The 18,945-nt window shown below is 57.2% G+C and carries 24 protein-coding genes; 13 read left to right on the forward strand and 11 right to left on the reverse strand.

Translation table 11 applies throughout. From position 1 onward, the window contains the following. From fliJ to sra, 10 genes are all read left to right on the forward strand, one after another. Window positions 1–447, forward strand: a complete 447-nt coding sequence (gene fliJ / locus ACLQ7H_RS11180; protein WP_411752724.1) for a flagellar export protein FliJ — start codon at window positions 1–3, stop codon at window positions 445–447. Further along, window positions 444–1,664, forward strand: a complete 1,221-nt coding sequence (locus ACLQ7H_RS11185) for a flagellar hook-length control protein FliK (protein WP_411752725.1) — start codon at window positions 444–446, stop codon at window positions 1,662–1,664. Before fliJ ends, ACLQ7H_RS11185 begins: the two co-directional genes overlap by 4 nt. Before the next feature lie 135 nt (window positions 1,665–1,799). Further along, a complete protein-coding gene (gene fliL / locus ACLQ7H_RS11190) occupies window positions 1,800–2,291 on the forward strand; it encodes a flagellar basal body-associated protein FliL (RefSeq protein ID WP_411752726.1) in 492 nt (163 codons plus the stop codon). A 6-nt stretch (window positions 2,292–2,297) separates the two neighbouring features. Beyond that, entirely contained in the window at window positions 2,298–3,302 is a 1,005-nt protein-coding gene (fliM, locus tag ACLQ7H_RS11195) for a flagellar motor switch protein FliM (RefSeq protein ID WP_411752727.1), read from the forward strand. After that, entirely contained in the window at window positions 3,295–3,708 is a 414-nt protein-coding gene (gene fliN / locus ACLQ7H_RS11200; RefSeq protein ID WP_411752728.1) for a flagellar motor switch protein FliN, read from the forward strand. Before fliM ends, fliN begins: the two co-directional genes overlap by 8 nt. Continuing rightward, on the forward strand, window positions 3,708–4,112 hold the full coding sequence (gene fliO / locus ACLQ7H_RS11205) for a flagellar biosynthetic protein FliO (protein WP_411752729.1): 405 nt from the start codon (window positions 3,708–3,710) through the stop codon (window positions 4,110–4,112). The genes fliN and fliO overlap by 1 nt, the downstream gene beginning before the upstream one ends. Then, window positions 4,109–4,864 carry a flagellar type III secretion system pore protein FliP gene (fliP, locus tag ACLQ7H_RS11210; protein WP_411752730.1) on the forward strand — a complete coding sequence of 252 codons (756 nt, stop codon included), beginning with the start codon at window positions 4,109–4,111 and terminating at the stop codon, window positions 4,862–4,864. Before fliO ends, fliP begins: the two co-directional genes overlap by 4 nt. Window positions 4,865–5,183: 319 nt before the next feature. After that, window positions 5,184–5,453: a flagellar biosynthesis protein FliQ gene (fliQ, locus tag ACLQ7H_RS11215; protein ID WP_021180950.1), complete on the forward strand. Its 270-nt coding sequence runs from the start codon at window positions 5,184–5,186 to the stop codon at window positions 5,451–5,453. A gap of 2 nt (window positions 5,454–5,455) precedes the next feature. Then, window positions 5,456–6,238: a flagellar biosynthetic protein FliR gene (gene fliR, locus ACLQ7H_RS11220; protein WP_179246498.1), complete on the forward strand. Its 783-nt coding sequence runs from the start codon at window positions 5,456–5,458 to the stop codon at window positions 6,236–6,238. A 300-nt stretch (window positions 6,239–6,538) separates the two neighbouring features. Next, complete coding sequence (sra, locus tag ACLQ7H_RS11225) at window positions 6,539–6,664, forward strand: stationary-phase-induced ribosome-associated protein (RefSeq protein WP_411752731.1); 126 nt, start codon at window positions 6,539–6,541, stop codon at window positions 6,662–6,664. A 344-nt stretch (window positions 6,665–7,008) separates the two neighbouring features. On the opposite strand, the gene flgL is transcribed toward sra, so the two are convergent. The 11 genes from flgL to flgB all read right to left on the reverse strand — a co-directional run bounded on the left by flgL (window position 7,009) and on the right by flgB (window position 17,086). Then, a complete protein-coding gene (gene flgL, locus ACLQ7H_RS11230) occupies window positions 7,009–7,971 on the reverse strand; it encodes a flagellar hook-associated protein FlgL (protein WP_411752732.1) in 963 nt (320 codons plus the stop codon). A 61-nt stretch (window positions 7,972–8,032) separates the two neighbouring features. Continuing rightward, a complete protein-coding gene (gene flgK, locus ACLQ7H_RS11235; RefSeq protein ID WP_411752733.1) occupies window positions 8,033–9,685 on the reverse strand; it encodes a flagellar hook-associated protein FlgK in 1,653 nt (550 codons plus the stop codon). A gap of 141 nt (window positions 9,686–9,826) precedes the next feature. Continuing rightward, complete coding sequence (gene flgJ, locus ACLQ7H_RS11240; protein ID WP_411752734.1) at window positions 9,827–10,768, reverse strand: flagellar assembly peptidoglycan hydrolase FlgJ; 942 nt, start codon at window positions 10,766–10,768, stop codon at window positions 9,827–9,829. Beyond that, a complete protein-coding gene (locus ACLQ7H_RS11245) occupies window positions 10,768–11,868 on the reverse strand; it encodes a flagellar basal body P-ring protein FlgI (protein ID WP_021180945.1) in 1,101 nt (366 codons plus the stop codon). The genes flgJ and ACLQ7H_RS11245 overlap by 1 nt, the downstream gene beginning before the upstream one ends. Window positions 11,869–11,878: 10 nt before the next feature. Then, window positions 11,879–12,532: a flagellar basal body L-ring protein FlgH gene (flgH, locus tag ACLQ7H_RS11250; protein ID WP_046808516.1), complete on the reverse strand. Its 654-nt coding sequence runs from the start codon at window positions 12,530–12,532 to the stop codon at window positions 11,879–11,881. Between the two features lie 125 nt (window positions 12,533–12,657). Further along, window positions 12,658–13,440, reverse strand: a complete 783-nt coding sequence (flgG, locus tag ACLQ7H_RS11255) for a flagellar basal-body rod protein FlgG (protein ID WP_021180943.1) — start codon at window positions 13,438–13,440, stop codon at window positions 12,658–12,660. 17 nt (window positions 13,441–13,457) lie between these two features. Then, window positions 13,458–14,207, reverse strand: a complete 750-nt coding sequence (locus ACLQ7H_RS11260; RefSeq protein ID WP_411752735.1) for a flagellar basal body rod protein FlgF — start codon at window positions 14,205–14,207, stop codon at window positions 13,458–13,460. 12 nt (window positions 14,208–14,219) lie between these two features. Next, the gene (flgE, locus tag ACLQ7H_RS11265) at window positions 14,220–15,458 is read right to left on the reverse strand and encodes a flagellar hook protein FlgE (protein WP_411752736.1); all 1,239 of its coding nucleotides are present in this window, start codon (window positions 15,456–15,458) and stop codon (window positions 14,220–14,222) included. A gap of 78 nt (window positions 15,459–15,536) precedes the next feature. Continuing rightward, a complete protein-coding gene (flgD, locus tag ACLQ7H_RS11270) occupies window positions 15,537–16,247 on the reverse strand; it encodes a flagellar hook assembly protein FlgD (protein ID WP_411752737.1) in 711 nt (236 codons plus the stop codon). A 15-nt stretch (window positions 16,248–16,262) separates the two neighbouring features. Next, on the reverse strand, window positions 16,263–16,667 hold the full coding sequence (gene flgC, locus ACLQ7H_RS11275) for a flagellar basal body rod protein FlgC (protein WP_021180939.1): 405 nt from the start codon (window positions 16,665–16,667) through the stop codon (window positions 16,263–16,265). A 5-nt stretch (window positions 16,668–16,672) separates the two neighbouring features. Continuing rightward, window positions 16,673–17,086: a flagellar basal body rod protein FlgB gene (gene flgB, locus ACLQ7H_RS11280; protein ID WP_411752738.1), complete on the reverse strand. Its 414-nt coding sequence runs from the start codon at window positions 17,084–17,086 to the stop codon at window positions 16,673–16,675. Window positions 17,087–17,247: 161 nt separating this feature from the next. Between flgB and flgA the strand changes: the two genes are divergently transcribed. From flgA to ACLQ7H_RS11295, 3 genes are all read left to right on the forward strand, one after another. After that, window positions 17,248–17,904 carry a flagellar basal body P-ring formation chaperone FlgA gene (gene flgA / locus ACLQ7H_RS11285; protein ID WP_411752739.1) on the forward strand — a complete coding sequence of 219 codons (657 nt, stop codon included), beginning with the start codon at window positions 17,248–17,250 and terminating at the stop codon, window positions 17,902–17,904. Between the two features lie 122 nt (window positions 17,905–18,026). Beyond that, window positions 18,027–18,338: a flagellar biosynthesis anti-sigma factor FlgM gene (gene flgM, locus ACLQ7H_RS11290; protein ID WP_411752740.1), complete on the forward strand. Its 312-nt coding sequence runs from the start codon at window positions 18,027–18,029 to the stop codon at window positions 18,336–18,338. A gap of 21 nt (window positions 18,339–18,359) precedes the next feature. Beyond that, the gene (locus tag ACLQ7H_RS11295) at window positions 18,360–18,794 is read left to right on the forward strand and encodes a flagella synthesis protein FlgN (protein WP_411752741.1); all 435 of its coding nucleotides are present in this window, start codon (window positions 18,360–18,362) and stop codon (window positions 18,792–18,794) included. Window positions 18,795–18,945 lie beyond the last annotated feature (151 nt).

Here is an 18,945-nt window from a genome sequence, read left to right on the forward strand (position 1 = left end):
ATGAAACCACAGTCACCGCTGATTATCCTGCGCGATCTGGCGCAGGATGCCGTAGAACAGGCCGCACAGCAGCTCGGCCAGGCACGTCAGGCACAACAGGCGGCGGAGCAACAGCTTGCCATGCTGCTCAACTACCAGGATGAGTATCGGCAAAAGCTGAACAGCACCCTGTCTAGCGGCATGGGTTCCGCCAGTTGGCAAAACTATCAGCAGTTTATCGGCACGCTTGAGCAGGCCATCAGCCAACACCGCCAGCAGTTGCTGCAGTGGGGCGAGAAGGTAGAACGGGCGGTCAAGCAGTGGCAAGACAAACAGCAACGGCTGAACGCTTTTGAAACGCTGAACACTCGCGCCCTCAGCGCCGAGCTGATGCTGGAAAACAAGCGTGACCAAAAACTGATGGATGAGTTCGCGCAACGTAGCTCACAAAGGAATCTGAATCCATGAATCTCAACGTTCTCTCTAGCCTACCGGCTACCGCTGATGGCACGGATACTGGGCTTGTCGCGCTATCGCTGGATGATGCCGGGCTTGCTGCCAGCTTTGCTCAACTGCTCGGCGAGCGTTTCACACCCGATGGGCAGCCCACTGGCAAGCCTAACGCGGCACAGCTGCAGGCAGATGCTCCGCATATCTCCGCCCTCAGCCGCCAACAGTTGAACCCATTGCTGACTTCGTTTAGCGATCGTGGCCGGTTGCTGGCCGCTCCGCAGGATCTGGACACGGTAGAGGATAGCCAAGCCCGGTTAACCAAGAACGATGACGAACCGCCGTTGCAACCTGTCGATACTTTAGATGCGGCCAGCTTGCAGGCCCTGTTTGCCATGCTGCCTGCCGCCGTAGTGCAGCCGTTACCAGGGAATGGGGTAACAACCGCCGCTGAGCCAAACGGGGACGAAGCGCCGCTGACGGGAGCTTCATCACTGTTAACTACTCTGAGCGAGAAACCTGCGTTAACCACTACCGGCCTGCCTGCGTCGAAATCACAGCCGAGCGTAGACGATAAATCCGCCTTGGCCGCCAAAACTGGCACGGCGGCGGACTTGTCCTCTCAGGCCGATAGCAATCAAGATAGCAACACCACGCCACTGAAACTGGCGGCTGAATCGGCGCAACCTTCTGCCACTCCACAACACGCAGCCCCAACGCCAATTTCTAGCCCAGTCATCGCCAGCCAACCCGTCAGCGCGACGGTGAGCGCACCGGCAACGCCACAGTTGAACGCTCAACTCGGCAGCCCGGAATGGCAGCAGGCTCTGGGTCAGCAGGTGCTGATGTTCCACCGCAACGGTCAACAGAGTGCCGAACTACGCCTGCATCCGCAGGAACTGGGTGCCTTGCAAATCACGCTGAAGCTCGACGATAACCAGGCCCAATTGCATATCGCTTCGGCACACGGCCAGGTCCGTGCGGCGGTGGAAGCGGCTCTACCTCATCTGCGCCATGCGCTGGCGGAAAGCGGCATCAACCTTGGCCAGAGCAGCGTGGGGGGTGAATCACTACCGCAGTCGCAACAGCCACAGCAGCAAGCCTCTCACCAAGGCGGGCAGCCTTCCTACCGTGAACAACACGGCAGCGCCGAAACCGGCGTTGAAGCCCTGAGCGCCCCAGCGACGCTGCAGGCGATGGCACGTTCGGTCGACGGCGTTGATATTTTCGCCTGACGGCGTGCAAACGCCCAAGTTGGCACGCTTTTCCCCGCCTATTCTGGCTATTGCAGCCCGGAATAAGCGGGATAATGGAACTACATGTATTGCGTGCAGCCTGTCTGCGCGCAGAGAACAGGATTTGGCTCAGTAATGTCTCAGAACTCCCTTCCAACAGCAGCAACAAAGAAACGTCCAATACTGGTGATCCTGCTGGTACTGATCGCCTTGGGCGCGAGCGGTGCGGCAGGCTATAGCTGGTGGTTGATGCAGCAGCATAAAAACGGTCAACCCGCCGCCGAGGAAAAAAAACAGCCGCCTCCGGCACCGGTGTTTATGCCGCTGGATACCTTTACCGTCAATCTGGTGACGCCGGATAACAACACCGATCGCGTGCTGTATATCGGCCTGACGCTGCGCCTGCCTGATGAAGAAACGCGCCGCCAACTGAACGATTTTCTGCCGGAGGTACGTAGCCGTCTGCTAATGCTGCTTTCACGACAGGAAGCAAGCCAACTGGCCAACGAACAAGGGAAACAGCAACTGGTGGCACAGATTAAAGACGTGCTCAGCCCACCGCTGGTGACGGGACAACCGAAGCAGGTGGTCAGCGATGTGCTGTTCACCGCCTTCATACTGCGGTAATTAACCATGGGCGACAATATTCTTTCACAGGCCGAGATCGACGCACTGCTCAATGGCGACAGCGCGGGGGATGAACCCGCCGTCGTCATCGGTCATGAAAGCGAGGTCAAACCTTACGATCCCACCACCCAACGCCGCGTGGTGCGTGAGCGCCTGCAAGCGCTGGAGATCATTAACGAGCGTTTTGCCCGCCAGTTCCGCATGGGGCTGTTTAACCTGCTGCGCCGCAGCCCGGATATCACCGTCGGGTCGATCAAGATCGAGCCATACCATGAGTTTGCCCGCAACCTGCCGGTGCCGACCAACCTGAACCTGGTCCACCTGAATCCACTGCGTGGCACGGCGCTGTTTGTGTTTGCCCCCAGCCTGGTGTTTATCGCTGTGGATAACCTGTTCGGTGGTGATGGCCGTTTCCCCACCAAGGTTGAAGGCCGGGAATTTACGCCGACCGAACAGCGGGTGATCAAGCGCATGCTGCGGTTGGCGCTGGACGCCTACGGTGATGCCTGGAGCGCCATCTACAAGATCGATGTGGAATACGTGCGTGCCGAAATGCAGGTCAAGTTCACCAATATCACCACCTCTCCTAACGATATCGTGGTCACCACGCCGTTCCAGGTGGAGATTGGGGCGCTGAGCGGTGAGTTTAATATCTGCATTCCGTTCGCCATGATCGAGCCACTGCGTGAGCTACTGACTAACCCACCGCTGGAGAACTCACGCCAGGAAGACAGTCACTGGCGGGAAACGCTAGTGAAACAGGTTCAGCACTCCGAACTGGAACTGATAGCCAACTTTGTCGATATCCCGATGCGCCTGTCGAAAGTGCTGAAACTCCAGCCGGGCGACGTGTTACCGATCGATAAACCGGAACGCCTGATCGCCCATGTTGACGGCGTCCCGGTCTTGACCAGCCAATACGGCACCTTGAACGGGCAGTACGCCCTGCGTGTTGAATATTTGATTAACCCTATTTTGAATGCCCTGAGTGAGGAACGGCCCAATGAGTGATCCTAAACAACCGTCTGGCGAAGAGAAGGGCTCCGTAGACGATCTGTGGGCTGATGCGTTTAACGAGCAACAGGCGACCGAGAAATCCGCCTCTACCGAGGGCGTATTCAAGTCGCTGGAAGCTCAGGATGCGTTGGGTAGCCTGCAAGATATCGATCTGATCCTGGATATTCCGGTCAAGCTGACCGTGGAGTTGGGCCGCACCAAAATGACAATCAAAGAGCTACTGCGCCTGTCGCAAGGCTCGGTGGTCGCGTTGGATGGTCTGGCCGGTGAGCCATTGGATATCCTGATCAACGGCTATCTGATTGCCCAGGGCGAGGTGGTGGTGGTCGGCGACAAGTTCGGCGTACGCATCACCGATATCATCACGCCTTCCGAGCGCATGCGCCGCCTGAGCCGCTGATGAACCCTAACGCCAGCGTGCAGACGCAAAGCACTCAGCAGCCCAGCGGTACGGCGCTGCCCACCGGCTCGGTATTGATGCAGGTCAGCAGCGCGCTCGGCGCTATTTTGCTGCTGATCCTGCTCGCTGGCTGGCTGTTTCGTCGGCTGGGGTTTGCCCCGCAGGCCCGTGGCAATCAAAAATTGCTCAACCTGCGGGCCAGCTGTCAGGTTGGGCAGCGTGAACGCGTGGTGGTGGTTGAAGTGGATAACACCTGGCTGGTACTGGGCGTTACGGCCCAGCAGATCACCCCGTTGCACACCCTGCCCGCACCACCGGCGCAGGCGGTAACCGACCATAAGTCACCAGCAGATTTCCGCCAATTGATGCAAAACGTATTAAAACGCCCGGATAAATCGGCATGAATTCCTTCTCCCACCGTCGGGCTTTTGGCCCACTGCTGGCCGCAGGCCTGCTCCTGCTCAGCCCCGCCGCGTTGGCCCAGTTGCCGGGGCTGATTAGCCAACCTACGGCCAACGGCGGCCAAAGCTGGACTCTGCCGGTGCAGACACTGGTACTACTCACCTCACTCAGCTTCCTGCCCGCCATGCTGCTGATGATGACCAGCTTTACCCGCATCATCATCGTGCTGGGGCTGCTGCGTAACGCCCTCGGCACCCCGTCGGCACCGCCCAATCAGGTGATGCTGGGGCTGGCGCTGTTCTTGACCTTTTTCATCATGTCACCGGTGTTCGACAAGGTGTACCAGGATGCCTACCTGCCGTTCAGCCAGGACAAGATCGGCATGGAGGTGGCGATCGATAAAGGTTCGCAACCGCTACGCGAATTTATGCTGCGTCAGACGCGGGAAAGCGATCTCGCCCTGTACGCCAGGCTGGCTAACCTGCCTGCGTTGGAAGGCCCGGAGGCCGTCCCGATGCGTATTCTGCTGCCCGCCTATGTGACCAGTGAGCTGAAAACGGCCTTCCAGATTGGTTTTACCGTGTTTATTCCGTTCCTGATCATCGATCTGGTGGTGGCCAGCGTGCTGATGGCTTTGGGGATGATGATGGTGCCGCCCGCGACTATCTCGCTACCGTTCAAGCTGATGCTGTTTGTGCTGGTGGATGGTTGGCAGTTGCTGTTGGGATCGCTGGCGCAGAGTTTTTATAGCTAGATCGGTGTTGCCCCCTCGCCCTCACCCTAACCCTCTCCCCCAGGAGAGGGGACCGATCGAGTGTGCTGAAACTTTAGTTATCCGTCTGAAAGAAAAGAATCACTAACAGCACAGTATTCTTGCCGAAGGTGCAGAGACTTATCAAGAGCACAATTTAGCTCCCTCTCCCTTTGAAGAAGGGACCGATCGAGTTTGTTGTTACTTTAGTGTTCTTGCCGAAGGAACACAGACTTATCAAGAGCACAATTTAGCTCCCTCTCCCTTTGGGAGAGGGTTGGGGTGAGGGGCAGAACGCGACCTCCCATATTGGAGAAAAGAGATGACACCTGAATCGGTAATGGCGCTGGGTACGGAAGCGATGAAAGTGGCGCTGGCATTGGCCGCCCCGCTGCTGCTGGCCGCGTTGTTCAGCGGGCTGATCGTCAGCCTGTTGCAGGCGGCCACGCAGATTAACGAAATGACGCTGTCGTTCATTCCCAAAATTCTCTCCGTGGTTGCCACCCTGATTGTTGCCGGGCCGTGGATGCTCAACCTGCTGCTGGACTACATGCGCATGCTGTTCAGCAACCTGCCGAACCTGATCGGTTAACCATGCTGACCTTTGACAGCGCCCAACTTAGCGTCTGGCTCAGCCAGTTCTTCTGGCCGCTGTTGCGCGTCCTGGCGCTGATTAGCACCGCCCCGCTGTTCAGTGAAAAGCAGATCTCCAAGCGGGTGAAAATCGGCCTGGGCGGCCTGATCGTCTTGCTGATCGCCCCCACGCTGCCCACCAGCAATATCCCCCTGTTTTCCGTCACCGGCCTGTGGCTGGCCGTGCAGCAGATCCTGATCGGCGTGGCGATCGGTTTGACGATGCAGTTCGCTTTTGCTGCGGTGCGCCTGGCGGGTGAGGTGATCGGCATGCAGATGGGGCTGTCCTTTGCCACCTTCTTCGATCCCTCCGGCGGTCCCAATACGCCGTTGCTGGCGCGCCTGCTGAACCTGCTGGCAATGTTATTATTCCTCAGCTTCGATGGTCATCTGTGGCTGATCTCGCTGCTGGCAGACAGTTTTCACACCCTGCCGATCCAGGCGCGACCGCTGAACGGCAACGGTTTCCTGGCGTTGACCCAGGCAGGAACGCTGATCTTCATTAACGGTATGATGCTGGCCCTGCCGCTGATCTGCCTGCTGCTGACGCTGAACCTGGCGCTTGGCCTGCTCAACCGCGTGACCCCACAGCTTTCAGTGTTTGTGATCGGTTTCCCGGTCACGTTAACCATCGGCATGTTGACCCTTGGCATGATGATGCCGATGCTGGCTCCCTTCTGCGAGCACCTGTTCGGCGAATTTTTCGATCGGCTGGCGGCGGTGATCGGCGGTATGTCCCCTTAACGCTGAGGTTACCCGCGAGACAAACTAGCAGGGAAAGATATTTCTCGAGATAAAACGTTGAAAAAGTGAAATTAACCAGATTTAGCGGCGATTATCCTGCCGGGCTTGAATAATAAAATACCCCCCTTAGAATGGCCTCATTAAATAAATCCCGTGCCGTATAAAAATACGGATTAAAACCATTAATTTGGTTGGTGGTTTATTAAAAATGGATAACCAAGAAAATAAAAAACCGAGCCTTCGGGCGGCGGTTTTTTATTAATCTCAACTGACTTATCTCAATACGGCCAGGAGCATGGAATGAAGACGAAAACCAACAGGAAAGCACGCAGAGCCTTGGGCATGGCGCATTGGACAAGCAACCGCGTTCAGATCACAGCGTCCGCTTGCGGTAAAATCTGGACCGTAGCCAAAAAGAAAAAATAATCTGTTTTTAATGCGTCGCGTTAAAAATAGTAAGGTCACTTATCCAGCCTGAATATCCTGACGTTTCCCGCCGTTAAATCAGGCTGTGTAAAAACGGTGCTGCGCGCTATATCCACGTTATAGGGCGCTGTACCCTACCCCATGAATAAATACATTATCTAGAATTAATACCCTATGGATTTCAAGTTGGCCGCTCTAGCGCATCCCTGCGCTCGCGGCATTTGTACATCCCTGTACAGCACTGCTAGGCGACAAACTATCTCATCCCCAGGAGCTTACTTTTAGTAAGTGACTGGGGTGAGATAGTGCAGGTAACAACGCTGCAGCTTGAAAGACGACGGGTATTAGCGGTTTATCTGGAATAGTGACATACCCTGCATATCACTGAAGGTCTTATACGATGCCTGCAAGGCCGCCTGCTGCATGTAATAAGACGAAATCGCCTCCACCACATCCGCATCAACCAGCGCGGTCAGTTGATTTTGGTTAGCCGTATTGTTTTCGATGCCGATGCTGTCCAGCACGTCCAACTCTTGCAGTTGAGTTCCCAGCACCGCATTGGTGCTCAGCACGTTGTTATAGCTGTTATCCAGGCCACGGGTTGCCTTATCGAGCGCCGCCGTCACCTGCTCACGGGTAGCCTCATCGGCCCCCTGCAGCGGGGTCTTCAACGCTTTCAACGCCATGTCGATGCTCTCGAACACGTTCGCTTCGGAAGGGCTACCGTCCGGTTCGGGTTTGATATTGCTGGTCAGCGACATAAATATCGAGCTGCCGGTGTGGCCCACGGTCATGGTGCGGTTGGCATCCACTTTCTGCTCAATGGCCGAGCTGCTGCCCTGGTAAACCACCTTGCCACCCTGCTCGACAAACGGTGCTTTGTCATTGGCAAAGCCAGCGAAAATAAAACGACCGTTACCGTCGGTGCTGTTGGCCTGGCTGAGCAACTGATCTTTCAGCCCCTGCAACTGGGTGGCTAAAGAATCGCGGTCATTGTCGCTGAGGGTGCCGTCACCGGCGTTGACGATCAGCGTTTTCATATCCTTGATGCCGTCGGCGGCGCTACGCAGTACGGTTTCTTCCATCGAGATGTTCTGACGGGCAAAGGTGCGCGCCAGCGCGTACTGGCTATTCTCTGACATCGACTGAGAGATCATCACCGCCTGTGACGCCGCTAACGGATCGTCCGAAGGGTAAAGCACGCGCTTGCCGCTGGAAAGCTGCTGCCCGGACTGCATCCACAGAGACTGATTATTGGTGACCCCCGACAGATTCTGCTGGTAGATCATGCTGGTGCTCATGCGCATGGGTTGGGTTCCTCACTAAGGGCATCCACAGCCGGCATACCGGCTGCGGTTAACGGTAAAATCAACGAATATTCAGTATGGCGTCAAACAACGAGCTGGCAGTCTGGATCACCTGCGCATTGGCCATGTAATACTGTTGGAAACGCAGCAGTTCGCCGTACTCTTCATCCAGGTTAACTCCCGAGATGGACTGCTGTTGGGTTTGCAATTGGGTCACAATATTGGTTTGTGCGGTGGCGTTGACCTTGGCGGTAGCGGTCTGGTTACCCACGCTGCTGACCAATCCGGCATAGGCGCCGCTCAAGGTTGCTTTACCATCCACCACTTTGGCGGTTTGCAGATCGAGCAGTTTCTTGACGTTGTCGTTATCGCCCTTACCGCCATCTTCCGTTCCTGCGGCAGCAAACTTGGCCGAGTCGCTGATAGCGACCTTCAGAGTACCAGCCACATCGCTAACCGGCTTCACGGTAAAACTGTCATTCTTTTTCGCGTTGCCCGTCACACCGACTTGCAAGCCATCAAAGCTCAGCGTCGGTTTGCCATCCGCATCGGTGCCTGCGGTGGTAGGCACCTTGACGTTGTCGGACAGGCGCGTGACCTGCCAGTTGGCACCGTCAAACTCCATGCGGTAGTCGCTGGCCTTGACCTTGCTGGTGTCGGCAAAGGAGACCGACAGCGAGGCATTGCCGGTGTTGTTGGTATTGTTGACCGTACGCCCACCTGAGAAGCTGAAGAAATCCTCCCCCGGATCGCCGTTGATATCAAAGCCTTCGTGATGCTGCTGGTTAAAGCTATCGGCCAGCGCCAGGGCCAGTTGTCCCAACTGGTTGCGTGCGCCGTCCAACGATTCGCTACGGAACTTCAGCACGCCGCTGACGCTGCCGCTGCCAATCTGGCTTTCCGGAATTTCGTTAGCGCCATTGCCACGATCGTAACCGAGCGTCAGGCGGGACGGGTCTTTGCTGGAAGGCATCGCCGTCACCTGATAGGAGGAGTTGCCCTGCACCAGCGTCAGGCCGTTGGCGAAGGTCACGGTATAGGCATCACCGTCCTGCTGGGTGACCTGAACGCCGACCACCTTGTTAAGCTCCGTCACCAACTGATCGCGCTGATCCAGCAAGGCGTTCGGCTCGCTGCCGCCGCTGCTGGCCCGCACCTGGGTGATTTCGTTATTCAAGCGGGCGATTTGCTGGCTGTAAGTATTGATCTGGTTGGCGCTGTCGCTCAGTTGCTGGTTGACGCCCGCATCCATATCGCGCAGATACTTGTCCGCATTGTTGAACTGATTCACCAGGCCGTTGGCCTTGCCTAACACGGTCTGACGGGCTGCGTCATCCCCGGCATTGCTGACGACGTTTTGCAGGTTTTTGAAGAAATCTTCCATGCCCGATGCCAGGGTATTGGTTTTGGACGCCAGCAGGTTATCGATCTGGGAGACTTTCTCAAAATAGCTGCTTTGGGCGGAAGCTTCGCTTTGCGCTCCGCGCAGTTGGGTCATGATGAACTGGTTATACTCGCGATTGACCGTGGTCACGGTGGCTCCGTTGCCGATAAATCCATTCATGGTGCCCAGGCCGCCGTTCTGCGCCAGGATCGCGGTTTGGCGGTTATAACCCGCCACGTTGTAGTTGGAAATGTTATTACTGACGGTGCTAAGCGCAACCTGCGCCGCATTCAGGCCACTCATCGCGGTATTGATCAAGCTGTTGGACATAGAGGTTCCTTATGCTGCGGTGCCAGCGGCCCACAGAGGTCAAATATTGTGCCGGGCGTTGCCATCCAGCCTGTTTGGGTTATCGGCCATCTGACGGCAAACTTGAGTAAAAAAATGGGCGCTGCATGCAGCGCCCGACGGCTAAAACAGATCCTGCAAATCGTGGGTATAGGCTTTGCTCACCTGTTCCCCAGCATTTTTCATCTGCTGGATCATGCTGACCAGTTTTTTGGCATACAGCGGATCGGTTGCATAACCGGCCTTTTGCAGCGCATGTGCCGCCTGCTCGGGGCTGCTGGCACTGGCAACGTTGGCGTAGCGTGGGTTGTTGGTCAGCAGTTTGACGTAATCCCCGATCGCCTCCATATAGGAGCCATACACGCGGAAGCGGGCCTTGATCTTCTTCGCCACCCCTTCCTCAAACTCGGTGGTCGTGATTTCCGTCACCGGGCCGTCCCAACTGCTACCGGCCTTGATACCAAACAGGTTGTAACTGCGTGAACCATCCGCCGCTGGGATCTCGCGTTGCCCCCAGCCAGACTCCAGCGCAGCCTGCGCCACAATCAACTGGTGCGGAATACCGCTTTGCTGGCTGGCAACCCGTGCCGGAATGGACAGCTGTGCCACAAAGTTGCCGTTGCTCAGCGGCAAGGAAGGCGCCGGAGGTATTTTTGGCACCGCCCGGCGTACCATCTGCTCCAATGCCTGACGCGGTAAGGTCTGCAACACTTCGTTGTCCAGCGCCATGGGTACCGTGCCTGCGGTTTCGCTTGGACGAGCGTTCCCGGCGGAGAGCTGCTTGACCATCATGTCCGCCAGCCCCAGGCCTTTTTGCGACATCTGTTGGGCAATCTGCTGATCGTACATCGAGGTATACAGCCGCGTCTGATCGCTGCTCAAGACACCGTCCTGCGGCAACGCTGCCCGCATGCTTTTCAGCATCATCTGCACGAACATTCCTTCCACCTGCTGGGCAACCTGTTTGATATTGCCCTGCGGATCGGCGGCAACATCGCGCTTCAAGCCGTTCAGCGACTGGGTGTCATAGGCAGCACCCGACATCGCCATCAGATCGCTGCTCATCAGATAATTTCCAGTTTGGCACGCAGGCAGCCAGCGCTCTGCATTGCCTGCAAGATAGACATCAGGTCGATCGGCGTCGCCCCCAGCGCATTCAGCGCGCGAACCACGTTATTGAGGTTGGCGCTGGCGTTCACTTTTTGCAGTGAACCGCCCTGCTGCTGCACGGAAATCTGGGTATTCGGCGTCACCACGGTCTGGCCACCGCCGAATGGCGTATCCGGCTGGCTGACGGTGTTTTGCCGATCGACCACCACCGACAGGTTCCCTTGTGCCACCGCGCAGGAATCCAGTACCACATCGCGGTTCATTACCACCGAGCCGGTACGGGAGTTGATGATCACTTTGGCATCCATCGCCCCAACGTTAATGCTGATATTCTGAATATCCGCCAGGAAGCGCACTTGCGAACTATTACCGCGTGGCACCAGCACCTGTACGGTACGGGAATCGAGCGGAGAGGCAGTGCCGCCACCGCGCTGGCGGTTGATGGCATCGCTGATCTGTTGTGCCAGAGTGAAATCATCGTCGTTCAGTTGCAGGTTGATCACGCCATCCTGGCCGAAGGTGGTAGGCAATTCGCGTTCGATGGAAGCGCCGTTGCTGATACGGCCCCCGGCCAACTGATTGACCTGTACGCTGCTGCCCCCGGAGGACGCACCGGCACCGCCGACCAGCACGTTACCCTGTGCCAACGCATAAACCTGATTATCGACGCCTTTAAGCGGCGTCATCAGCAATGTCCCGCCGCGCAGACTTTTGGCGTTACCCATTGAGGACACCACCACGTCGATGTTCTGCCCCGCACGGGAGAACGGCGGTAACTTGGCGGTTACCATCACCGCTGCCACGTTTTTCAACTGCATGTTGGTGCCTGGCGGCACGGTGATCCCCAGTTGCGATAGCATGTTGCTCAGGCTCTGGGTGGTAAACGGGGTTTGCATGGTCTGGTCGCCAGAGCCGTCCAACCCCACGACCAGGCCGTAGCCAATCAACGCGTTGTCACGTACGCCCTGTACCGTCACCAGATCGCGGATGCGTTCCGCCGTCGCGGGCAGGCAAACCAGCATCATGGACAGTGTGAGAAGTAACTTTTTCAGCATCGGTCAATCCTTAGAACGGTGAAACATTTAAGAAGAAGCGCTGTAGCCACCCCATGGTCTGCGCTTCATTGATATAGCCGTTGCCGACATATTCAATGCGTGCATCCGCCACCTGGGTGGACGTGACCGAGTTATTGCCACTGATGGTGCGGGGGTTAACCACACCGGAGAAACGGATGAATTCGGTGCCCTGATTGATGGCAATTTGCTTTTCGCCCACCACGTGCAGGTTGCCGTTGGCCAATACCTGATTGACCGTGACGGTAATGGTGCCGTTAAAGGTGTTGTTGGCGTTCGCCCCGCCCTTGCCGCCGAAGGTGCTGTCGCCGGAGATATCCATGTCAGCGCGCGCGTTACCGAGCAGCCCGTCGAGGTAACGCGGTGAAGTGGCTACGCCAAATTTGCTGGATCCGTTGCGGCTGGCGTTGGCGGATGAGCTCTTGCTGGCGCTGACGTTTTCTTGCAGCACGATGGTCAGGGTGTCGCCGATATTACGTGGGCGACGATCCTCAAACAGCGGCTGATAGCCGTAGTTCATCGGCTGCACCGTCTGGAAAATCGAACCGTTCGGCACCGGAGCGCCTGCCGGAGCGGGCTGAGCCGTGGTAGCCCCGTCAACCAAAGGGGTATGCGGAATATAGGCACAGCCGCCGACTGTCAGCATCAGCAGCCCGGCCAGGACGCGTTTGCCTTGCTGCGGCGCGCTGGCCGCTAAAAAGGTGGTTACCACGGGTATCGCCTTTGTTGCTCTGGATAAGGATTACGGGCGCAGCAGGCTGCGCCCGTCGATTACAGTTGCGTCAGCTTTTGCAGCATCTGGTCAGACGTTGATACCGCTTTGCTATTGATCTCATAGGCGCGCTGGGTCTGGATCATGTTGACCAACTCTTCCGCCACGTTGACGTTCGAGGTTTCAACATAACCCTGATACAACAGGCCTGCCCCGTTGAGGCCGGGGGTACTTTCGTTAGGCGCGCCGGAGCTTTCGGTTTCCTGGTACAGGTTTTCACCCATGCTTTCCAGGCCGCTATCGTTGATAAAGGTGGTCAACGTCAGTTGCCCGACCTGCTGCGCCGCCGTCTGGCCCTGCTGGGTCACGCTGACGATGCCATCACGGCCCACGGTAATGCTCAGGGCGTTGGCCGGAATGGTGATCGCCGGTTGCACCTGAAAACCACTGGCGGTCACCAACTGGCCATTCTGATCGATCTGGAATGAACCATCGCGGGTATAGGCCTGGGTACCATCCGGCAACACCACCTGGAAGAAGCCCTGCCCCTTGATCGCCACGTCTTTGCTGTTGTTGGTCTGCGACAGGTTGCCCTGGCTGTGGATGCGCTCGGTCGCCACCGGACGTACGCCGGTACCAATCTGCAAACCGGAAGGCAGCGTGGTTTGCTCGGAAGACTGAGCCCCGGGCTGACGCATGGTCTGGTACAGCAGATCTTCAAACACCGCACGCTGGCGTTTAAACCCGTTGGTACTGACGTTCGCCAGGTTGTTGGCGATCACGTCCATATTGGTCTGCTGCGCATCCAGACCGGTTTTGGCAATCCATAAGGATGGGATCATGATTTATTCCTCTGCACTCAGCTCATTGACAGCAATGAGTTGGCGCGCTGTGCGTTTTCATCCACGCTGTGGATGACCTTCATTTGCATTTCGAACCGGCGGGCGTTGGCGATCATATCCACCATCGTCTCCAGCGGTTTGACGTTGCTGCCCTCCAACACCCCCGGCATGATCCGCACATCGGGATCGTTCGGCAGTTGGTTGCCCCGCTGCTGCTGAGCCTCCGCAGTCAGATGGAACAGGCCGATGCGCACCACTTCCCGCGCATCGGCCTTCACCAGCTTCAGGCGGCCAATCTGGGAAAGGGTGTTAGGTGGATCGCCCGGATTTAGCGCCGAGATGGTGCCGTCCGCCGCCAGCGTCAGTTCTGCCTGCGGCGGGGCTTCGATCGGCCCGCCATCGCCCATCAGCGGCACGCCCTGCACCATCAACTGCCCGGTGGAGGAGATCTGGATGCTGCCGTTACGGCTGTAGGCTTCAGTGCCGTCCGGTAGCCGCAGCGCCAGAAATCCGTCCTGCTGCAAAGCCACATCCAGTGGCCGCCCAGTGTAGTTTAGCGGCCCTTGGCTCATGTCTGCCCCCGGCGTTGAAGCTGCCACCAGCGTACGCGTCTGCATGCTTGGCCCGTCAACCGGCACTGCACGCAGTGCCGAAAGCTGTGCGCGGAACCCAGGCGTGGAAGCGTTGGCCAGGTTATTGGCCGTGACCGACTGCTGCTCCAGCGTCTGCCGGGCTCCCCCCATCGCGGTATAAATCGCGTGATCCATAAATCAATCCTATTAGCGCAGGCTGACCAGCGTTTGCAGGATTGAATCCTGGGTTTTGATGGTTTGCGCGTTTGACTGGTAGTTACGCTGCGCGACGATCATGTTCACCAACTCCTGACTCAGATCGACGTTGGAAGACTCCAGCGCTCCGCTGGTCAGTGAACCGAAACCGCCGCCGCCCGCCAGGCCCACACGTGGCTGACCTGAAGCACCGGTCTCCTTCCAGACGTTATCACCCTGCGCTGCCAGCCCTTCCGGGTTAGAGAAGTTGGTCAACACGATCTGCCCCAGCAGTTGGGTCTGCTGGTTGTTGTATACGCCAACCACGGTGCCGTCTTTGTTGATCTGGAAACCTTGATATTCCCCGGTGGCATAGCCGTCCTGGGCGATCTTGCTGACAGAGTCACTACCGACGTTCTGTTGCAGGCTACCGGCAAAGCTCAGGTTAAAGGTTTGTGCTAACGCGCCGTCTTTCGCCGACATTGGCACGACCAGGTTGAATGGCGTAGCGCTTGGCTGGCCTTGCGCATTCAGCGTGCCGGTCAGCGTACCGCTGTTGTCAAAGTTCAGGCTGCCCGCTTTGGCAGACGGAGCACCGGTCACGCTACCGTCCTGGGTGTAAACGTCCCACTTGTTATCAGCCGTTTTCACAAAGTAGGCGTTGATGTTGTGAGCGTTGCCCAGGGTGTCGTAGGTGGTGATGGTATTGACGTAGCTAAACGAGTCGGTCTTGTTGGGATCGAACGGCGTCACCGCCGGTGGCTTATGGGTCGATTTCAGGTTGGCCACCATATTGCCGCTGGTGCTGGCTTTGGCGTTCATCATGCCTTCAGGGATGCTCAGCGGTACCGGATCGGCCCCTTGCTGGATGGTTGGCGGCGAACCCGCTGCCGGATAGCCGGTCAGGCTCAACCCTTGCATGTTGGTGATGTTGCGGTTGGCATCCATGATGAACTGCCCATTACGCGTATAGAAGATGCCGCCATCGGCGTCTTGCATACGGAAGAAGCCGTTCTGGCTGATGGCGATATCCATTGCCCGGTTGGTGTTGGTGGTGGTGCCACCATTAAAGTTTTGGGTGATCCCCGCCACTTTCACCCCCAGCCCAACCTGCGAGCCGGCAAACATATCGGCAAAGGATACGCTGCCGGATTTAAAGCCGTAGGTGGCGGAGTTGGCGATGTTGTTACCGATCACATCCAGGTTGGTTGCAGCCGCGTTTAAACCGCTGACCGCTTGAGAAAATGCCATGTCGTTCTCCGAAATAGGTCATTTAAAAAGGTGTCTTCAGGATCGAGCGATCCGTTGCCGACGTGGAAATCACTGCGCTTAGTTTGATGAACCCAGTTTGGACAGGATCAGGCGCACGTCATCCAGCGTCGAGGTCCCCGCCACGCCCAGATCCAGTTTTGCCCCGTCCGTACCGCGCGTGACGCCGTTAACCATGGCGAAGCGCAGTGGCTGCGCCACCAACTGCTCACTGCCGTTTTTGGCGTTGATCGCCACGGTGTAAGAGCCGTCGGGCGCATTGGTGCCATCTTCCAGCGAACCGTCCCAGGAGAAGGAGTGCACACCGGCGGTCAGCCCGCCCAGGTCGATGGTACGTACCACTTTGCCGGTGGCATCGCTGATGGTCGCCGTCACCGCATCGGCGGTGCGTTCCAGCTCGACGCCAAACGGCGTGGTGCTGACCTTGCCAGCATCGTTACCCACCAGGATTTCCTTGCCCGGCACCATCACACCGTGGCCAATCAGCGAACTGGCCTGGATTGACTGGTTGCCGCTGATCTGGCCGGAAATCGAACCCAACGTGGTGTTGAGTTTCTCGATCCCGCTGACCGTGTTGATCTGAGCCAACTGAGTGGTCAGTTCGTTATTTTGCATCGGATTGGTGGGGTCCTGGTTTTTCAACTGGGCCACCAACAGCGTCAGAAAACTGTTGCTCAGGTCCTGGCTGGTATTACCATTCGCACCGCTTTTGGCGCCGGTACCGGCAATGCTGTTGTCGAGTGATTCATTGGTGGTGGCGGCAATGGCCATAAATAAAAGCTCCGGTTACTGACCCAGCGTCAGGGTTTTCATCAACATGGATTTGGTGGTGTTCAACACTTCGACGTTGGCCTGATAGCTGCGCGAGGCCGAAATGGTGTTGACCATTTCCCCTACCACATCGACATTAGGCATCCGCACATAACCTTTGGCATCCGCCAGCGGGTTGCCAGGCTGAAATACCAAGCGTTCCGGCGAGGGATCGTCTACCACCTGCGCAACACGCACGCCGCCGGTTGATTGGCCCGGTGCCGCTGCAACCTCAAACACCACCTGTTTGGCCCGATAAGGCTGGCCATCCGGGCCGGTGGCACTGTCGGCGTTGGCCATATTGCTGGCGCTGACGTTCAGACGTTGGGATTGCGCAGACAGGGCAGAGCCGGAGATATCAAAAATATTCAACAACGACATGGGGATTACCCTCCTTGCAGCACGGACATCATGCCTTTGATCTGGCCGTTCAACAGCGTCAGGTCGGTTTGATATTTCAGGCTGTTATCGGCAAAGTTGGTGCGCTCACGGTCCATATCCACCGTGTTGCCGTCCATAGAAGGTTGATCCGGCACGCGAAACAACAGATCCAGCGACGGTGGCTGCATATTCTGCGCCGGGATATGGCGCGCCGAGGTCAGATTCAGCGCCATACCGCTGCCGCTGACGCGCCCCTGATCCATGACTTTGTTCAGTTGGCTGGCGAAATCGATATCACGAGCCTGATAGCCCGGCGTATCTGCGTTGGCGATGTTGGCTGCCAGGATTTCCTGCCGCTGGGCGCGCAGGTTCAGCGCCTCCTGGCCAAAACGCAGAGCAGCGTCCAATTTGTCGAGCATGCTCCCTCCGCGAGGTTAGAATTTGGAGCCGACAGCATAAACGCCCCGCTTGTCAGCCTATCGTGGGAATAAGGGCAAAATGCATCTCTATTTGTCTGCTTAGCCTGCGTGCGTAACGGTTACACTTGTCTCCCTGTGGTCGCTGCGTCTGTGAGGAAAATATGAAAAGGATCCTGCTGTTGGTCGGCTTGCTGATCGGCCTGAACGCGCGCGCCGAGGGCTTGGCCGGACAGGTGGAGAGCTTTATCAAGTCACAATTTGCCACTAGTGCCAACGTGACCGAAGTTAAGGTGCTGCTGCGCACGCCAGCAAGCCGTTGGCCGCAGTGCGAATTGCCGCAGCTTTCGATGCCACAGAATGCTCGCCGCTGGGGCAACATCAGCATCTCGGCCCGCTGTGGCCAGGAGCGGCGTTTTATTCAGGCACAGGTGCAGGTGGTGGGGCGTTATCTGGTAACGGCACGGGGAATTAGTGCGGGCAGCAAACTCACTGCAGATGATATCAAACTGAAAACCGGCCGATTAGACACCCTGCCGGCGCGTACCCTGACCGATAACGCCAAGGCGATCGGTGCCGTGAGCCTGCGTAATATCAGCCCTGGTCAGCCGCTGAATCCGGCCATGCTAAGACGGGCCTGGGCGATCAAGGCTGGGCAAGCGGTACAGGTGATGGCGCAGGGCGACGGATTCAATATCAGCGGTGCTGGGAAGGCGATGAACAACGCCGCCGCCGAAGACAGCGTGCGTGTGCGCATGGCCTCTGGGCAAATTGTTAGCGGCATTGCCAATGACGATGGCACAATACGTATTACATTATAAAAAAATAAAGCTTTGCCAATACTTGTCGATAACAAAGTCATAGCAGCACTTATCCGGCCACCAGGGCCACAGATTTGAACTCCCCGTTGCCTCGGCGACGGTGGTAAAGATGGAGATTGAACATGAGTATCGATCGTACCCAACGGTTGCAACCCGTGCCCACGGTGCAGCCGCGAGAAACACAGACAGACAGCACGTTGCAAGCACGTAAAAAGGTCTCGGCGCAAACTGCGGTCAGCGGCACCCAGGTTAAGCTGAGCGATGCACAGGCTCGCCTGATGCAGCCGGGTAGCCAAGATATCAATATGGAGCGAGTGGAAAGCATCAAGCAGGCGATCCGCAACGGCGAATTGAAGATGGATACCGGCAAGATTGCCGACGCCTTGTTACAAGACGTGCAAAGCGAATGGCAGTCCGGCGCCGATCGGGGTTAACACCAAGGGTGAGTCATTGATATGGAAAACCTGGCACAACTGCTGGATAAGCTGCTGGACACCTTGCAGGCGTTAGGCACGGTGCAGACGGAAGAGCACACTTTACTGTGCTCGAATACCTTGGCTGGCGTGGCTTTGCAACGCGTGACCGAGACTAAAAGCCAACTGCTGGCGACGGTCAATTATCTCGACCAACAGCGGCTGGAGAGAGAACGCCTGCAACACTGCCAGGCACCTTATGAGGGCCAGCCGCAGTTGGCGACCCGTTGGCAGCAAGTGCAGCTTTTGAGCCTGCAGCTACGCGAACAGAATAATCATAATGGCATGCTGCTCAATCATCATATTGAGCATAATACCCAGGCGCTGGCGATTTTAAACAAGCAGAATAAATCACTGTATGGCCCCGATGGTCAGTCCCGCGCCGGCAGCCTGTTGGGCCGTAAGATTGGGGTTTGACGCGCCCCTCACCCTAGCCCTCTCCCTGTACAGACCGGGGACATGGTAGACAGGTGTTCAAGGACATGGTGAACACTTTTTAACATCCTTTACCCATGATGATCGACCTATTTCTCAGGTCGATCATCCCCACTTTCGTGCTGTACCACCA

Origin of the sequence: Serratia sp. (in: enterobacteria) (assembly GCF_046715635.1) — a bacterium.
In the GTDB taxonomy this organism is placed as follows: Bacteria; Pseudomonadota; Gammaproteobacteria; order Enterobacterales; family Enterobacteriaceae; genus Chania.

Bases quoted from the DNA above. Each gene is read 5' to 3' on its own strand.
- fliJ (WP_411752724.1), top strand. From the start codon at position 1: ATGAAACCACAGTCACCGCTGATTATCCTGCGCGATCTGGCGCAGGAT.
- ACLQ7H_RS11185 (WP_411752725.1), top strand. From the start codon at position 444: ATGAATCTCAACGTTCTCTCTAGCCTACCGGCTACCGCTGATGGCACG.
- fliL (WP_411752726.1), top strand. From the start codon at position 1,800: ATGTCTCAGAACTCCCTTCCAACAGCAGCAACAAAGAAACGTCCAATA.
- fliM (WP_411752727.1), top strand. From the start codon at position 2,298: ATGGGCGACAATATTCTTTCACAGGCCGAGATCGACGCACTGCTCAAT.
- fliN (WP_411752728.1), top strand. From the start codon at position 3,295: ATGAGTGATCCTAAACAACCGTCTGGCGAAGAGAAGGGCTCCGTAGAC.
- fliO (WP_411752729.1), top strand. From the start codon at position 3,708: ATGAACCCTAACGCCAGCGTGCAGACGCAAAGCACTCAGCAGCCCAGC.
- fliP (WP_411752730.1), top strand. From the start codon at position 4,109: ATGAATTCCTTCTCCCACCGTCGGGCTTTTGGCCCACTGCTGGCCGCA.
- fliQ (WP_021180950.1), top strand. From the start codon at position 5,184: ATGACACCTGAATCGGTAATGGCGCTGGGTACGGAAGCGATGAAAGTG.
- fliR (WP_179246498.1), top strand. From the start codon at position 5,456: ATGCTGACCTTTGACAGCGCCCAACTTAGCGTCTGGCTCAGCCAGTTC.
- sra (WP_411752731.1), top strand. From the start codon at position 6,539: ATGAAGACGAAAACCAACAGGAAAGCACGCAGAGCCTTGGGCATGGCG.
- flgL (WP_411752732.1), bottom strand. From the start codon at position 7,971: ATGCGCATGAGCACCAGCATGATCTACCAGCAGAATCTGTCGGGGGTC.
- flgK (WP_411752733.1), bottom strand. From the start codon at position 9,685: ATGTCCAACAGCTTGATCAATACCGCGATGAGTGGCCTGAATGCGGCG.
- flgJ (WP_411752734.1), bottom strand. From the start codon at position 10,768: ATGAGCAGCGATCTGATGGCGATGTCGGGTGCTGCCTATGACACCCAG.
- ACLQ7H_RS11245 (WP_021180945.1), bottom strand. From the start codon at position 11,868: ATGCTGAAAAAGTTACTTCTCACACTGTCCATGATGCTGGTTTGCCTG.
- flgH (WP_046808516.1), bottom strand. From the start codon at position 12,532: ATGCTGACAGTCGGCGGCTGTGCCTATATTCCGCATACCCCTTTGGTT.
- flgG (WP_021180943.1), bottom strand. From the start codon at position 13,440: ATGATCCCATCCTTATGGATTGCCAAAACCGGTCTGGATGCGCAGCAG.
- ACLQ7H_RS11260 (WP_411752735.1), bottom strand. From the start codon at position 14,207: ATGGATCACGCGATTTATACCGCGATGGGGGGAGCCCGGCAGACGCTG.
- flgE (WP_411752736.1), bottom strand. From the start codon at position 15,458: ATGGCATTTTCTCAAGCGGTCAGCGGTTTAAACGCGGCTGCAACCAAC.
- flgD (WP_411752737.1), bottom strand. From the start codon at position 16,247: ATGGCCATTGCCGCCACCACCAATGAATCACTCGACAACAGCATTGCC.
- flgC (WP_021180939.1), bottom strand. From the start codon at position 16,667: ATGTCGTTGTTGAATATTTTTGATATCTCCGGCTCTGCCCTGTCTGCG.
- flgB (WP_411752738.1), bottom strand. From the start codon at position 17,086: ATGCTCGACAAATTGGACGCTGCTCTGCGTTTTGGCCAGGAGGCGCTG.
- flgA (WP_411752739.1), top strand. From the start codon at position 17,248: ATGAAAAGGATCCTGCTGTTGGTCGGCTTGCTGATCGGCCTGAACGCG.
- flgM (WP_411752740.1), top strand. From the start codon at position 18,027: ATGAGTATCGATCGTACCCAACGGTTGCAACCCGTGCCCACGGTGCAG.
- ACLQ7H_RS11295 (WP_411752741.1), top strand. From the start codon at position 18,360: ATGGAAAACCTGGCACAACTGCTGGATAAGCTGCTGGACACCTTGCAG.